Annotated in this window: 14 protein-coding genes; 7 read left to right on the plus strand and 7 right to left on the minus strand. The window is 74.0% G+C overall.

The window, feature by feature from the left end; all coding sequences use genetic code 11:
* Positions 1–142 precede the first annotated feature (142 nt).
* Complete coding sequence (locus J2X60_RS07120; protein ID WP_309886929.1) at positions 143–1,465, plus strand: hypothetical protein; 1,323 nt, start codon at positions 143–145, stop codon at positions 1,463–1,465.
* A gap of 4 nt (positions 1,466–1,469) precedes the next feature.
* On the opposite strand, the gene J2X60_RS07125 is transcribed toward J2X60_RS07120, so the two are convergent.
* The 4 genes from J2X60_RS07125 to J2X60_RS07140 are packed head-to-tail and all read right to left on the minus strand — an operon-like array spanning position 1,470 to position 5,318.
* Positions 1,470–2,156, minus strand: a complete 687-nt coding sequence (locus tag J2X60_RS07125; protein WP_309886931.1) for a GNAT family protein — start codon at positions 2,154–2,156, stop codon at positions 1,470–1,472.
* Between the two features lie 2 nt (positions 2,157–2,158).
* On the minus strand, positions 2,159–3,391 hold the full coding sequence (locus J2X60_RS07130; RefSeq protein WP_309886932.1) for a D-alanyl-D-alanine carboxypeptidase: 1,233 nt from the start codon (positions 3,389–3,391) through the stop codon (positions 2,159–2,161).
* Positions 3,392–3,439: 48 nt separating this feature from the next.
* Positions 3,440–4,045, minus strand: coding sequence for a DUF1097 domain-containing protein (locus tag J2X60_RS07135; RefSeq protein WP_309886933.1), 606 nt, complete (start codon positions 4,043–4,045; stop codon positions 3,440–3,442).
* Positions 4,038–5,318: an amidohydrolase family protein gene (locus J2X60_RS07140; RefSeq protein ID WP_309886934.1), complete on the minus strand. Its 1,281-nt coding sequence runs from the start codon at positions 5,316–5,318 to the stop codon at positions 4,038–4,040. The genes J2X60_RS07135 and J2X60_RS07140 overlap by 8 nt, the downstream gene beginning before the upstream one ends.
* 148 nt (positions 5,319–5,466) lie before the next feature.
* Between J2X60_RS07140 and J2X60_RS07145 the strand changes: the two genes are divergently transcribed.
* From J2X60_RS07145 to J2X60_RS07155, 3 genes are read left to right on the plus strand one after another with little or no spacing between them, the layout of a single operon-like run.
* On the plus strand, positions 5,467–6,159 hold the full coding sequence (locus J2X60_RS07145) for a FadR/GntR family transcriptional regulator (protein WP_071296313.1): 693 nt from the start codon (positions 5,467–5,469) through the stop codon (positions 6,157–6,159).
* On the plus strand, positions 6,156–7,250 hold the full coding sequence (locus J2X60_RS07150) for an acetamidase/formamidase family protein (protein WP_309886935.1): 1,095 nt from the start codon (positions 6,156–6,158) through the stop codon (positions 7,248–7,250). Before J2X60_RS07145 ends, J2X60_RS07150 begins: the two co-directional genes overlap by 4 nt.
* The gene (locus J2X60_RS07155) at positions 7,247–8,803 is read left to right on the plus strand and encodes an AtzH-like domain-containing protein (protein WP_309886936.1); all 1,557 of its coding nucleotides are present in this window, start codon (positions 7,247–7,249) and stop codon (positions 8,801–8,803) included. Before J2X60_RS07150 ends, J2X60_RS07155 begins: the two co-directional genes overlap by 4 nt.
* Positions 8,804–8,844: 41 nt before the next feature.
* Here the strand turns inward: J2X60_RS07155 and J2X60_RS07160 are convergent, their stop codons facing one another.
* Positions 8,845–9,672 carry an RNA methyltransferase gene (locus tag J2X60_RS07160; RefSeq protein WP_309886937.1) on the minus strand — a complete coding sequence of 276 codons (828 nt, stop codon included), beginning with the start codon at positions 9,670–9,672 and terminating at the stop codon, positions 8,845–8,847.
* 108 nt (positions 9,673–9,780) lie between these two features.
* Here J2X60_RS07160 and J2X60_RS07165 point away from each other — a divergent pair, with 108 nt between their 5' ends.
* The 3 genes from J2X60_RS07165 to J2X60_RS07175 all read left to right on the plus strand — a co-directional run bounded on the left by J2X60_RS07165 (position 9,781) and on the right by J2X60_RS07175 (position 12,199).
* A complete protein-coding gene (locus tag J2X60_RS07165) occupies positions 9,781–10,635 on the plus strand; it encodes an NAD-dependent protein deacetylase (protein ID WP_071296376.1) in 855 nt (284 codons plus the stop codon).
* 79 nt (positions 10,636–10,714) lie between these two features.
* Positions 10,715–11,353 carry a histidine phosphatase family protein gene (locus J2X60_RS07170; protein WP_309886939.1) on the plus strand — a complete coding sequence of 213 codons (639 nt, stop codon included), beginning with the start codon at positions 10,715–10,717 and terminating at the stop codon, positions 11,351–11,353.
* A 96-nt stretch (positions 11,354–11,449) separates the two neighbouring features.
* The gene (locus J2X60_RS07175) at positions 11,450–12,199 is read left to right on the plus strand and encodes a hypothetical protein (protein WP_309886940.1); all 750 of its coding nucleotides are present in this window, start codon (positions 11,450–11,452) and stop codon (positions 12,197–12,199) included.
* A gap of 51 nt (positions 12,200–12,250) precedes the next feature.
* Here J2X60_RS07175 and J2X60_RS07180 read toward each other — a convergent pair whose 3' ends face one another.
* Positions 12,251–13,333 (minus strand): glycosyltransferase family 1 protein, encoded by a 1,083-nt coding sequence (locus J2X60_RS07180; protein WP_309887044.1) that lies wholly within the window; start codon positions 13,331–13,333, stop codon positions 12,251–12,253.
* A gap of 5 nt (positions 13,334–13,338) precedes the next feature.
* Complete coding sequence (locus J2X60_RS07185) at positions 13,339–14,334, minus strand: alpha/beta hydrolase (RefSeq protein ID WP_309886941.1); 996 nt, start codon at positions 14,332–14,334, stop codon at positions 13,339–13,341.
* Positions 14,335–14,454: the final 120 nt, after the last annotated feature.

Below are 14,454 nucleotides of genomic sequence, written 5' to 3' on the forward strand. Positions count from 1 at the left end.
TCGTCGCGCGCAGCCGGTCGGTCCGTGTCCTCGTCGGTCTGTCTGAGAGTCACGGCATCTGCGTCACGGGTGCCGTCCACCGGCGCACGCCAGGATCGATCGGCAGCACAGCACGGACGGCACGACGGCACGAGGGGGTCCGATGACGACGGCGGACCACCCGCGGAGACGACGGACCACGGCGGTCTGGGCGCTCCTCGTCGCCGTCGCCACCGGCCTGCTCGTGTGGGTCCGCATCGGGAGCCCGGCCCGCGGCGTCGCCTGGGCGGAGGACTCCGGGCGCTTCCTCACCGACCGGCTCACCCTCGGCCCGGTCCGCTCGGTGTGGCACCCGTACGACGGCTACCTGCACGTCCTGCCCCGGCTGGTGGTCGACGCCGCCGTCGCGCTCGGGCGGATCGACCTGTACGCGCTGTCCGTCTCGGCGATGTCGTGCGCGGTCCTCGGCGCGGTGTGCGGCACCGTCTTCGTCGTGGCGCGCGGCGTGGTGCGGGCCTGGCCACTCCGGGTGCTCCTCGCGGCCGTCCCCGCCCTCGTCCCGCTGGCACCCGTCGAGATCGCCGGGACCGCGGCGAACCTGCACTGGTACCTGCTGTTCGCGGCGCCGTGGCTGCTCGCGCACCGTCCGCGGAGCTGGTGGTCGTCCGCGTGGACCGCCGTCGCGGTGGCGGTCGTGACGACGAGCGAGATCCAGGCCGCCGTGTTCCTGCCGCTCCTGCTGCTGGGCCGTCGGCAGCGTCGGGTCATCCCCGTCGCAGCAGTCGCGGTGCTCGGTGTCGCGGCACAGGTCACGGCAGCGCTGACGCACCCCCGTTCCGCGTCGCACCGGGGTGGCATCACCTCGTTCCGGGACATGACCGCCGGGTTCGTCGCCCAGGTGGTCGGCGGCAGCGGGAACGCCGACGTGCGTGCGGTGGGAGCGTCCGTCTCGGCGCACGGCTGGTGGGTCGTCACCGTGCCGGCCGTGCTCCTCGTGGTCGCGGTCGTGGCCGCCCTCGTCCTGGCGGACTGGCGGACCCGGTGGATGCTCCTCGCCGCGAGCGTCGGCGCCGGCGTCGTCTGGTACGCGGCACTCATCGTGAACCGGACGCCCGGCACGACGTGGTCCTCGTTCACCCCGGCGGCGTGGGCGGGCACGGCGCCCCTGCGGTACGCGGCCGCGTCGTCGATGTTCCTGACCGCGGCGGTCGTCCTCGCCGCCGACGTGTTCCTCGCCCGCGCACGGTGGTCGTGGCGGGCAGCGGGCGGGGTGCTCGTCGTCGCGTCGGTCGTCGCGTTCGTGGCCGGTGCCGGGGCGGTGCCGCTCCGGGAGCACGGGCCGCAGTGGTCCGCCGAGATCGAGCACCGAGCGTCGTACTGCGCGGCGCACCCGGGCGACACCGTCCGGGTCGGCGCGATGCCCAGGATCGCGGGGTGGGACGCCACCGTGCCGTGTGCGATGGTCGAGCGCGCCGTCGGCCGGTGAGGGCTCAGGAGCCCCGGCCCGCATCGGCGGCGTCGCGGGGCGGCGGGCTGGCCGGGTCGCGGGGCAGTGGGCTGCTCGGGTCGCGGGGCGGCGGGCTCGCCGGGTCGCGGGGCAGTGGCACGGTGTCGGGGGTCGGGTCGGTCGCCAGGCGGGCGTGGGTCTCGACGTCGAAGCGGTCGTCGCCGTAGCGGAGCTTCTCGCGTTCCACTCCCTCGGCGCGGAACCCCGCCCTGGTCGCGACCGCGCACGACGCCGGGTTGTTCGTGCGGTGCCCGAGTTCGAGGCGGTGCAGGCCGAGGGCGAAGGCGTCCTCGGCGGCGGCGGCGAGTGCGCGGGTCGCCAGGCCACGGCCGCGGGCCTCGGGTGTGAGCCAGTACGAGACCCAGGCGGTGCCGTGGGTGTGCTCGATGGCCGTCACCCCGACGCAGCCGACGACCCGGGCCCCGGCGCCGCCCGACCCGGCGCGCCCGTCCGCCACGTCAGCGACGTCAGCGACGTCCGCGACGTCCGCGACGATCGCCCAGTACCGGGCGTGCCCGTCGAACCGGTACGTCGCCCCGATGAAGGCCTCCGCCGCCGCGACGTCGTCGAAGCGCACACCACCGAACTGGCGCGCGAGCTCCGGGTCCGCCGACGCCGCCAGCAGCACCGGCGCGTCGGACAGCCGCCACGGCCGCACGGAGGCCGGCACCGTCACGCGCCCTGGAACGGGTTCGTCCACCGCCACCACACGCCCGGGTCGTCGATCGGCCGCTCGAGCACGAGCGGCACCGTCACCGGGTCGTGGTCCGTGATGGTGAACCGCACCGTGCCGACGCGCTCCCCCTTCGTCCCGAGGGTGATCTGCTCGAGCTTCGTCCTCGCGGACACCTTCGTCCGGCCCCACACGAGCACCTCGGCCGCGGACCGCGACACCGCGTCCGCCTCGTCCTGCCACGGCGTCGAGAACGTGCCGAAGGTCTGCCCGGCGTGGGTGAGCGTGACGACCTGGAAGTTGTCGGCGACCGACCGGAGCAGCCGCTGGACGTCGACGTCGAGCGAGTCGTGGTCGACGCCGCCGAGCATCGCGCCGACGACCGTGACCTCCTTGCCACCGCGCTCGTACGTCGCCGCGAAGAGCAGGCACGCGCCGGCCTCGTCGAGCGTGCCGGTCTTGATGCCCTCGACACCGTCGAGCCCGAGCAGCTTGTTCGAGTTCTCGATCGCGCCGGCGCCGGGCACCGTGACCTGCTTCGTGCCGACGACCTCCTTCACCACCGGGTTCGCGAGGGCGAGCTGCCCGAGTTCGACGAGGTCGGTGGCCGTCGAGGTGTTGTGCGCGTCGAGGCCGGTCGGCTCCTCGATCGTGGTGTGATCGAGTCCGTGCTCGTCGAGCCACTCGTCCGCTGCCTGGCGGTAGGCGTCCATCGACCCGAAGGCCCAGAGCGCCAGCGACCCGGCGTAGTTGTTGGCCGACTTCATGAGCATGACCTGGAGCGTCTGGTACTCCGAGAGCTGGAGGCCGGCGGGCATCGGCGCGACCTCGCCGTTCACCGCGAGGTACTTCGCGTAGAGCGCCTGCATCCCCGGGCTGAAGGTGATCGTCGGGCCGGACTCCCCCGGCCGCAGCGGCTTCTCGTCGAGCACGACGAGCGCCGTGACGACCTTCGAGATGCTCGCGATCGACCGGGGCTTCGTGTCCCCGCTCGTGCGCAGGCTCTCCGGGAAGTCGGTGGCCTCGACCGCGGTGGCGCCGTAGCCGGGGAACGTCAGGTCCGGCACCGACGACGTCGGTGCCGAGTACGTGGTGGTCGAGGCGCTCGCCGGGGCGAACGGCACGACCGCTGCGGCCACGAGGTAGCCGACCGCCAGCACGAGCACGGCGACGACCGAGATGGTCACCGGCCTCCGGACGGCGGAACGGGGGCGGCGGACGACTCGTGACACGGGAACCGAGCGTACCGGGGGCAGGTACCCCGTGGCTGCGAGGACGCGCTAGGCGCGCGTCGGTGCAGGGTCGGACTGGAGGCGCGGCTCGCCCCCGACGGCAGCCGTCGCGTCCGACGGGACGCCGGCCCCACCGCCGTCGGGTCCCGTCGGGCGCGCGAAGGTCCACCTCCGCGACAGGTACGCGAAGACGGGGCCGGCGGCGTTCATCACCACGACGGACACCCACGCTGCCCACACGTTGCCCGGTGCGAAGCCGAAGCCGCCGAAGTACGTCGCGAAGAAGGACGCGAACCCGAGGAACATCCCGGGGACCAGCGCGAACGCACGGACCCGGCCGGTGCACATCAGCGCGGTGTTGCACACGAGGATCACGACGCCGAGCACCACGTTCCGGGCGAGCTGCCCGTCGCCGAGGAGCGTACCGATCCGCTGGTCGACGAGCACGATGACGAGGGCGAACGTCGACCCCACCGGCATCGTCGCCCAGAGCCGGGTGGCGTTCCGGAGCGTGGGCTTCGGCCCGAGCAGGAACATCCCCGCCCAGCTGATGAAGATCGCCCAGGTGGGCAGGTTCAGCGCCGTGCCCCCGATGAACGCGGTGGCGCCGGCCAGGACGGAGGCGACGATCTCGTGCGGGATCCGTTCACGCATTGCTGAGCTCCTTCGATCGGGTGGTGAGGACGGTGGTGCGGGTGGTCTCGGCGACGACGCGGCCGCGCTTCACGACGAGGGCGCGGTCCGGGCGGTCGAGCAGCGCGCCCGCCGGGTCGGTGGTCGAGAGCAGCACGAGGTCGGCGTCGGCGCCGGGACGGATGCCGTAGGTCTCGGCGATCCCGACGACCCGTGCAGCCGAGGTCGTCGCCATGTCGAGGACGCGGGCGAGGTCGTCCGGTCCGGACAGGTGCCCGACCTGCGCGAGCAGCAGCCCGATGTCGAGCAGGTCGGCGTTGCCGAACGGGGTGAAGGCGTTCCGCACGTTGTTCGACGAGTACGCGCTCGTGACGCCCGCGGCCCAGAGGTCGCGGACCGGGACGACACCGCGGCGGACGTCGTGGTCGTCGGCGCGACCGCCGAGGTGCAAGTCGGTCGCCGGCAGCGCGACGACCGCGACCCCCGCCTCGGCGAGCCGCGCGAACAGGTCGACCCGCTCGGTCGAGGGCAGGCTCGCGGACGAGGTCACGTGCCCGAGCGCGACCCGGCCCTGCATCCCGCGGCGGACGACGGCGTCGGCGATGACCCGCGCGAGGGCGAACCGCGGGTCGCTCGTGTCGTCGGCGAAGTCGGCGTGCAGGTCCGCCGGCACGTCGAACTCCTCGGCGAGGTCGAGGACGGTCTCGACGTGCTCGTGGCACTCGGCGAGGGTCCGCTCGTTGTACGTGCAGCCGCCGATCACGTCCGCGCCCGCTCCGAGCGCCTTGCGCAGGAGTGCGAGGGTCCCCGGCGCCTTCGCGATGCCCTCCTGCGGGAACGCGACGATCTGCAGGTCGAGGGCGTCGCGGTACTCGTCGCGGAGCCCCAGCAAGACCTCGACGCCGGTCAACCCGACGATCGGGTCGACGTCGGGGTGTGCGCGGACCAGCGTCGTGCCGTTCGTGATCGCCTGGTCGAGCAGGGTGCGCGCGCGGTCCCGGACCGAGCCGTGCGTGAACCCGCGCTTGAGCTCCCCGGTGACGGCGATCGCCCCGGCGAGGGTCCCGTCCGGGTTCGGACGTTCCCGGTCGAGCAGGGCCTTGTCGACGTGCAGGTGCGACTCGACGAACCCGGGCACGACCACGCGGCCGGCGCAGTCGACGACCCGGGTGGCCGGGTCGCCGGGGACGGTGCCGACGGCGGCGGTGACCGCGGTGATCGTGCCGTCTTCGACGACGACGTCGACGAGGCCGGGCTCGTCGACCAGGCGGGCGTTGCGGAGGACCAGGTCCACGACGGATCCCTCTTCTTCATCGGTGGTCGGTTGACGCCACCCACCATTCGCCCGTCGTGTTTCCGGCTCCGTCGCAGCGTGTGACGGGCGTGTAAAAGTTGGTCGTACCAATGAGCCAAGCAGACCAATGGACCCTAGGCTCCTGCCCATGCAACGAGGACGCACCCTGAGCGCCGCCACCGCCGCGCACCTCGCGCGCCTGGTGCTCGAGGATCTCGCTCCGGGTGACAAGCTGCCCCCGGAACGGACCCTGGCCGAGGACCTCGCCGTGTCGCGCACGACCGTCCGCGAGGCCATGCAGGAACTCGAACGCCGACGCCTCGTGTCCCGGACGCCCGGTCGCGGGACGGTCGTGCTCCCCCGGTCCGAGGAGGCCACCGCGCTCCTCGAACGCCAGACCGGTGTCGGGCACGCCGAGGACCTCGCGCACCGGGCCGAGAACGTCGCCGAGTTCCGGGCCGTCGTCGAGCCCCAGGTCGCCGCGCTCGCCGCAGCCCGTGCCGGCGAGGCCGACCTGCTCGCGCTCGAACGGATCCTGCAGGCCACGCACGCCGGCCTCAGCCCCGAGGAGTCCCTCGCGCAGGACGTCGCGTTCCACGTGCAGGTCGCCCGGGCCTCCGGCAACCCGCTCCTGGTCTCCCTGTGCGAGCTCAGCAGCGGCTGGGTGCAGGACGTCCGCGCCCGGTCCCACAGCACGAGCGAGGGCCGCCGGTCGTCGTTCGTGTGGCACGAGCAGATCCTCGACTGCATCCGCCGACACGACGAGGGGGCCGCCCGCGCGGCGATGACCGACCACCTCGCCGACGTCGCCCACCTCGTCGAACGGAAGGCCGACCGATGACGACCCCCGCGATCCCGACCCTCCAGCCCGGAAGGGGACCGGTCCGCGCCGACCGCTACCTGCCGGTCGACCCGGACACCGTCCTCTGGGGACGGCTGCCGAACGCCGACGACCGACCGGCGATCACCGTCGTGCCGGGCGAGTCGGTGACGATCGACACCGTCAGCCACGAGGGGATCCTCCCCGACCAGGGCAGTGACCCACGTGCCTTCTTCGCCACGCACGGCGTCGCACCGGAGCACGTGCTCGACGACGCCGTCGCGATCGCCCGGACCGGACGCCGCGACCCCGAGGCAGACGGACCGCACGTCGTGTCCGGGCCCGTCGCCGTCGCGGGCGCACGACCGGGGGACGTCCTCACCATGACCGTCGTCGAGACGCTCCCCCGCGTGCACTACGGCGTCGTGTCGAACCGCCACGGCCGGGGCGCGCTGCACGGCGAGTACCCCGTCGACGGCACGACCGTGAGCGTCTTCGCCGACGTCGTCGACTCCCCCGCCGGACTCCGCGGCCGCATCCCCCTGACACCCGCTCGCGAACGGTTCGCCCGGTTCCCGCTCGCCCCGTTCCTCGGGATCATGGGCGTCGCGACCCCCGGGGAGCGCCGGCACTCGGTCCCGCCGGGCCGCCACGGCGGGAACATCGACGTGAACCTCCTGCAGGCGGGCACGCAGCTGCACCTGCCCGTCCTCGTACCCGGTGCGCTCGCGTACGTCGGCGACCCGCACTTCGCGCAGGGCGACGGCGAGGTGGCGCTCACCGCGATGGAGGCCTCGCTCCGCGCGACGGTCCGGTTCGACCTGACACCGGCCGACGAGGCCGCGAGCCGGTTCGGCGACCTCGTGTGGCCGGTCGCCGAGACCCAGGAGTACCTCGTCCCCACCGGGATGGACCCCGACCTCGACGAAGCCGTCCGGGAGTGCGTCCGGCACGCCGTCGCGATCCTCGGTGCGCGCTGGGGCATGGAGCCGCACCTGGCGTACGCCTACCTCTCCGCCGCGACCGACTTCGACATCTCGCAGGTGGTCGACCTCGTCACCGGTGTCCACGCCCGTATCCGCAAGGCCGACTTCGAGGAGCCCGCCCGATGACCACGCACCCCGACGCCCCCGAGGGTCTCCTCGAGGCACTCGACGCGTACGAGGCCGCCCTGCTGACGAACGACCTCGACGCCCTCGACGACGCGTTCGTCGACGCACCGGGCACGATGCGCGGCGACGACCGCGGGCTGCTCGTCGGCCACGACGCGATCAGCGCCTTCCGCGGAGCACGCGGCGGGGTCGCGACCAGGACGTTGACGCGGGTCGAGGTCCGGCCCCTCGCCGAGGACCTCGCCCTCGTCGTGTCGGTGTCCCGGTTCGCCGCCGGCGGCCACGGCCTCCAGACCCAGCTGTGGCGCCGCACGACCGCACACGACGACACCGGCCCCGTCGCGCGCTGGCGCATCGAGGCGGCACACGTGACCGGCCGCCCCCGCGCCTTCGACCCGACCGTCTGGCGGGCCGTCGGCGACCCGCTCGTCGCCCCCAGCGCCTCCGGGCCGCTCGACGGGCGCACGGTCGCGGTCAAGGACCTCTACGCCGTGCCCGGCCAACCCGTCGGTGCCGGCAACCCCACCTTCCTGCGCGAGGCGCCGGTCGAGACGGCCGCGGCACCGGCCGTCGCGGCGCTCCTCGCCGCCGGTGCGGCGATCCGCGGGATCGCGCGAACCGACGAGTTCGCGTACAACCTCACCGGACGGAACGAGCACCACGGCACACCGCCGAACGCCGCGGACCCGACGCGGCTGCCAGGAGGCTCGTCCAGCGGCTCCGCGTCGGCCGTCGGTCTCGGCATGGCCGACATCGGGATCGGCACGGACACCGCCGGGTCCGTCCGGGTCCCCGCCTCGTACCAGGGGCTCTGGGGCCTCCGGACGACCCACGGCACGGTCCCCCGCGACGGTCTGCTCCCCCTCGCACCGTCCTTCGACACCGTGGGGTGGCTCGCCCGCGACGCCGAGACGCTCCTCGCCGCGTTCGACGCCACCGTGCCCGACCCCGGTCCGGCCCCGGCACCGACGCCCCTCGTCGTCCCGGAGGACCTGCTCGCCCTGGTCGCCCCCGACACCGCCGCGGTGTTCTCCGCGTTCACCCGGTCCCTCGACGGCGAACCCGACCGGGTCCGGCTCGCGGACCTCGGCGTCCCCGCCCCCGACGAGCTCCGCGAGCTGCTCCGCCTCGTGCAGGCCGCCGAGGCCGTCGCCGCCCACGGGGCCTGGATCGCCGGACACCCCGGCGCGCTGAGCACCGTCGTCGGGGACAGGTTCGCCGCAGCCGCGGCGAACGACCCCACCGCCACCGCCGACGCGGTCCAGCGCCTCGACGTCGTCCGGCACACCATCCGCCGGGCGCTGACCGGCCGGACCCTCGTGTTCCCGACCGTGCCGGGCCCCGCGCCGCTCGTGTCCGCCGACGCCGCCGCACTCGAGCGCACGAGGACCGCGACCACGGGGATGACGAGCCTCGCGAGCGTGGGCGGCCTCCCCGCGGTGAGCGCTCCCGCCCTCACCGTCGACGACGCCCCGGTCGGCGTGTGCCTGGTCGGCGCGGTCGGCACCGACCGCGACCTGGTGCGCCGCGCACGGGACCTGACGACCCGCTGAGGCGCGCCGGACGACGGAGGCGACCCGCGCCTCCCGGCCCCTCAGGCCCGCGCGGAAGCAAGCCGCTGCGCGTGCGTGACCGCCCAGAGCCCGACGGCGCTCGCCGCGGCGACGTTCAACGAGTCGACGCCGTGTGCCATCGGGATCCGCACGGTGGTGTCGGCGGACGCGATCGCCGCCGGCGTGAGGCCCTGTCCCTCGGTGCCCATCACGAGCGCCACGCGGTCCGGGACGTCCGCGACGAACGCGTCGAGGTCCACCGAGCGGTCCGTCAGGGCCATCGCGGCGAGGTGGAAGCCCTGCGCTCGGAGCTCCTCGCCGGCGGCCGGCCAGTCGCCGATGCGGGTCCACGGCACCTGCAGCACCGTGCCCATGCTGACGCGGACGCTGCGCCGGTACAGCGGGTCGGCGCAGCGGGGGCTGACCAGGACGGCGTCTGCCCCGAGGCCGGCGACGCTCCGGAACACCGCGCCGACGTTGGTGTGGTCGACGATGTCCTCGAGCACCACCACGACCCTGGCGTCGCGCACCACGTCCGCGACGCTCGGCAGCTCCGGGCGGTGCATCGCGGCGATGGCGCCGCGGTGCATCCGGAAGCCGGTGAGGTCCTCGAGCAGATCGTCGGGGCCGACGAACACGGGGCCGTCGTGGTCCGCGACGACGGGGAGCACGCTGTCGAGCCACTTCTCCTGGACCAGCACGCTCCGCGGGACGTGCCCGGCGCGGACCGCCCGCTCGATGACCGTGTTCGACTCGGCGATGTACAGGCCGCCCTCCGGCTCGGACACGCGCCGCAGGGCGACGTCGGTGAGCCGGGCGAAGTCGTCGAGGCGGGGGTCGTCGAGGGAGTCGATGGGGACGGCGTGCACGGGGCTCGTTTCGGGGTCGGTGTGGGGGCCTGTGGCGGCGGGGCACGGCCTGGCGTCGTCCACGGGAAGTGACCGGGGCGGTCGGCTGTTGAGGGTACCGTGAACACGATGGCGACGAGCGAACCGACCAGCCCCGCGAGCGCGACCGCGTCCGGGCACGCCCTCGACCGCGCCGTCGAGCTCCTCGCCGGCAAACGCATCGCCGTGCTCTCCGGCGCCGGGCTCAGCACGGACTCCGGCATCCCCGACTACCGGGGCGCCGGCCGCGTCGTCCGGAAGCCGATGACCTTCCAGGAGTTCCGCGCCGACCCCGCCAAGCGGCAGCGCTACTGGGCCGGCTCGCACCTCGGCTGGCGCACCTTCGCCTCGGCTCGTCCGAACGCCGGGCACCAGGCCCTCGCGGCACTCGAACGCGACGGCATCGTCACGGGGGTCGTCACGCAGAACGTCGACGGACTGCACCTCCGCTCCGGATCACGCCGGGTCGTCGAGATCCACGGGTCGATGGACCGTGCCGTCTGCCTCACCTGCGGGCAGGTGTTCTCGCGCGCCGACCTCGCGACCGTGCTCGACCGGGACAACCCGTGGATCGACGAGCCCGGGTCGGTGCAGCTCCAGCCCGACGGCGACGTCGAGATCACCGACGTCGAGCGCTTCCGGGTGCCGGACTGCTCGGTGTGCGGCGGGGTGCTGAAGCCCGACGTGGTGTTCTTCGGCGAGTTCGTCCCGGCCGAGAAGTTCCGCGAGGCCGTCTCCATCGTCGCCGAGGCCGACGCGCTCCTCGTCGTCGGCTCGTCCCTCACCGTGAACTCCGGCGTCCGGCTCGTCGACCACGCCGCACGACGCAAGCACCCCGTGGTCATCGTGAACCGCGGCACGACCCGCAGCGACCCCCGGGCAGCGGTCAAGATCGACGCCGGCACGACCGAGACGCTCGAAGCCCTGGCGGCACGGCTGCGATGAGGTGCCGCGCCGCGTGTGGGACGAGGTGCCGCGCCGCGTCCGGGATGAGGTGCCGCGCCGCGTCTGGGATGATCGTGCGGTGACGACGCTCCTGTACCTGGTCCGGCACGGCGAGACCGACTGGAACGCCGAACGGCGCATCCAGGGCTCGACGGACATCCCCCTGAACGACACCGGACGCCGACAGGCCCGCTCCACCGCGACCCTGCTCGACCGCCGGCGGTTCGACGCCGTCGTCGCGTCGCCGCTGTCCCGGGCGTTCGAGACCGGATCGATCATCGCGGACCACCTCGGTCTCGCAGCACCCGTCACGTACGCAGGGCTGGCCGAACGCTCCTACGGCGAGGCCGAGGGCCTGACCGACGACGAGGTCCGCGAGCGCTACCCGCACGACGACATCCCCGGCCGCGAGTCCCGCAGCGCGCTACTCGACCGCGTCACCGAGACACTCGCCGAGATCGCGATCCGGTACGACGCCGGCAGCGTCGTCGTCGCGACCCACGGCGCCGTGATCCGCAGCATCGTCAACGCCGCCGCCCCCGGCACCGCCGACCGGCACAGCACCCCGATCCGGAACGGGTCCGTGCACTCGTTCCGGTGGGACCCCGAGCGCTTCCACGCCGAGCTCGTGCGGTTCGACGACCCGATCGACGGGGTCTCGGACGGGCCCGGCCGGTACGCCTTCGAGTACCAGAACCCGCTCGAGCGCCGCGGGTAGCGCCGCGGGTTGCCGCCGGGGAGCCGTCGCGCGCTGTCGGTGGTGTCGTACTAGGCTCCGATGCACTCGCAGACCCGAGCGTGTGAGGGGGCTGACATGACCGTCGACGGACCCGGTGGTGGGGGCGCTCGGCCCGGCTGGCCGCAGTCGCCCGATCCGGACGACCTCGATCGTGCCTTCGGCCCGGGTACGGCATCCGTCCCGGTGCGGACCCCGCGGCAGCGTGTCCGACGCAGCGCGCTCGTCGGCGTGGGCGTGATCATCGCGGCCGGTGTGCTCGCCGTCGTGCTCGTCACGATCATCGGCAGCGTGCAGAACGGCGTCGGCGGGGTGTTCCCCCGCCCCGATGCCGCGCTCGACCGGTTCGGCAGCGCCGCGCGGGACCTCGACGGCGTCGAGGGCGTGCGCGACGCGGAACCGAAGAAGACCTCGTTCGCGAGCTACGACGTCGAGTCGACCGTCTCGGTGTCGCCGACGCTCTCCGACGAGGAGCGGACCGCGGTCGTCGACGACCTGCGCGCTGCAGCCAAGGCGGCGAGCGGCAACGGCGTCCGGGTGTTCGCCGTGGCGGATCTCGGTGCGCTCGAGATCGGGGTCTCCCCGGACGAGCGGACCACGGAACAGCGTCTGTCGCTCGCCCGGCAGCTCGACGCGATCGGCGGAGTCTCGGGCGTGCGGTGCTCCTGGGGCGACGGCGGCCCGTCGGACGAGCCGGCCGACCAGGCGATCACGGTCGAGACGATCGGGCGCGGGGCTGCGCTCGATGCCGTGGTGGCGAAGGCGACGCAGGAGGCGCAGGCGGTGTTCCCGGGGGCCACGGTGTCGGCGGAGCGGCCGTCGTCCTGAGGCGGGTCGGTGCGCGCGACCGGCGCCCGAAGCCTGCTGGCTCGGGCCGGCCTACTGCCCGGGGGTGGCCCCGCGGGCCGCGACCGCCTGCTCCACCGCGCGGACGACCTGCTCCGCCGAGGTCTCCCACCGGAACCGCCCGGCCTGCACGAGCGATGCCCGCGAGGCCTCGTCCCACCGTGCCTCGAGTCGGCGCACCGCAGCCGCGACGGCCGACGGCGACGACGGGTCGAAGTACTCCGCGACGTCCCCGCCGATCTCGCGGAAGATCGGGATGTCACTGACGACCACCGGCGTGCCGACGTCCATCGCCTCGACGAGCGGGATGCCGAAGCCCTCGTCGTACGACGCCGTCGCGAGGGCCGTCGCCGACCGCAGCACCGACAGGTACTCGTCGTCGGAGGCACCGTCGTGGAACACGAACGACCCCGCCGGCGCGAGCCGTTCGAGCCGCGCACGGTCGGCGGCGGACACCCGGGACATGCAGTGCAGCACCCAGTCCGCGCCGAGCAGCGGCATCGCGGCGGCGAGGGTCTCGACGTTCTTGTACGGCATGAACGAGCCCATGTACACGAGGGACTTCTCGCGCGGACCGCCCTCGGGCCGAGGAGTCGCGGGGTCGGCGGCGTTGTACGCGACGGTGACGGGGCGCTTCGTCAGCCGGTGCTCGGCGATGAGGCCGGCGGTCGTCTCGGACACCGTCACGACCCCGTCGGCGCCGTTCAGGAGCAGGCGCTGCGGCACCCAGCTGAGGTGGAAGGCACGCCAGCCGAGGCGGAGCGGCCACGAGAACTCCCGCGGGGGCGTCCGGTTCCGGTAGTAGATCAGGTCGTGGAGGGTCAGCACGAGGGCGTACTGCCGACCGCGGGACCCCATGGTCTGCATGGGCGAGAAGACGGCGTCGAGCCCGAGGCGGTTGACCTTCCGCGCGACGATGGGCTCCCCCGGCTCGGTCGGCGCGGGCAGGAGTTCCCACGGCAGGTCGGACGGCAGCGACTCGAGCTGCCGCTCGTCGTGCACGAGCAGGGTGTAGTCGTGTCGCTCGGGCAGGTGGGCGACGACGCCGGCCGTGAACCGGCTGATGCCGTCGTGGCGGCCGATGCGGACGTAGCGGCAGTCGATCCCGATGCGCAGGCGGGTCACGACGCGGCACCGTCGGCCGGCGGGGTCGGCGTCGCCTTCGGCTTCGGTGTCTCCTTCGGGGCACGCTTGGACCCCGGCTGCGCTCCCTTGCGGCCGCGCTTCGGGGCGTCTGCCATCCGTCGCAGCACCGCGGACGCAGCGGCGCCGGGCGTCTCGTAGTGCACGAGGTGCCCGACGTGCGGCACGACGACGAGCTCGGCGTCCGCGAGGCGTGCGGCCAGGGCACGCTGCTCGGGCACCGCCGTGATGTCGTCGCGCTCGGCCGCGATCATGAGCACCGGCACGGTGATGCGGTCGGCGTACTCGGCGACGTCGTGCGTGACCGAGGTGCGGAACGCCTCGAGCACGCTCGTACGGTTCGCGAACGCCGAGAAGTACCGGTCGTGCTGGTCGTGCACCCAGCGCCGGAGGTCACGGTCGTGCGACTTGAGCATCGCCAGGCTCATCACGCGCACGATCGCCGGGTTGCGGAGCAGTCCGAGCCCGAGCGGCTTCGGCAGCACGGCGCCGGCACGGTAGTACCCGATCGCGATCGCCGTGCCGACCGCACGCGGACCCTGCAGCGCCGGGGCGGCGATCGGGTTCACGAGCACGAGCAACCGCGTCGCGAGGCCGGCAGCGACCGTGGCGGCCACGACGATCGACCCGAACGAGTGCCCGAGCACCACGGTGTCCGCACCGAGGCCGAGCGCCGCGTGGAAGCCGCGCAGCCACGCGACGTACGAGTCGATGTCGGACACGGGCAGCGGATCGGAGATGCCGAAGCCGGGCAGGTCCGGCACGATCACCCGGACCCCGTCGAGGTGCGCGGCGATCGTCTCGAGGCCGTGGTGGTCGCCACGGAACCCGTGCACGGCGAGGACGGTCTGGGTCGCGTCGGACGGGCCGTACTCCCAGAAGTGGGTGGTGCGGCCGTCGACCTGCACGGAGCGGTGGACGACCGGGGTGGCGGCCATCAGCGACTGGTACGGGGAGAGCACGGGCGGTTGCATCCCCGTCAGTCTACGAACGCGCGCCGGTGCGCCGACGTCACCCACGCTGGATGGTGGACGACTCGCGGCCGCGACGTGCCTGTGGAGGACGACCCGCGCCTCCAGGCCGTGCATTCTCCG

It is taken from the genome of Curtobacterium sp. 320, from assembly GCF_031455235.1.
In the GTDB taxonomy this organism is placed as follows: domain Bacteria; phylum Actinomycetota; class Actinomycetes; order Actinomycetales; family Microbacteriaceae; genus Curtobacterium.